The 350-nt window shown below is 71.1% G+C and carries 1 protein-coding gene; it reads left to right on the plus strand.

All coding sequences use genetic code 11. The features are described from left to right. A partial coding sequence (locus CVH10_RS18545; protein ID WP_146143057.1) for an endolytic transglycosylase MltG occupies nucleotides 1–350 on the plus strand: 350 nt, incomplete at both ends.

A 350-nucleotide genomic window follows, 5' to 3' on the forward strand; every position in this document is an offset into this window, starting at 1 on the left:
GTTCCGAACTGTTGGCCGCGACCCCGTGGAACACCTATCAGATCAATGGCCTGCCGCCGACGCCGATCGCCAATCCGGGCGTGGAGGCGGTGAAGGCCGTCTTGAACCCGCCGGCGGACCCGGCCCTGTTCTTCGTCGCGGACGGATCGGGCGGCCACGCCTTCGCCCTGACCTATGAGGAGCATCAGCGAAACGTGGCCCGCTGGCGCCAGATCGAACGCCAGAAGGCGGGCCTGCCGCCTGAGGAGCCCGCGCCGGCAGTTCCCGGAACCAACCCGGCGCCAACGACGCCGGCGGCCGAGCAACCCGCGACGGGCCAGGCCACCATCACCCTGCCGCCCGGCGCCAAT

The sequence above is a fragment of the Halomonas sp. ND22Bw genome (assembly GCF_003011945.1).
GTDB lineage: Bacteria > Pseudomonadota > Gammaproteobacteria > Pseudomonadales > Halomonadaceae > Halomonas > Halomonas halophila.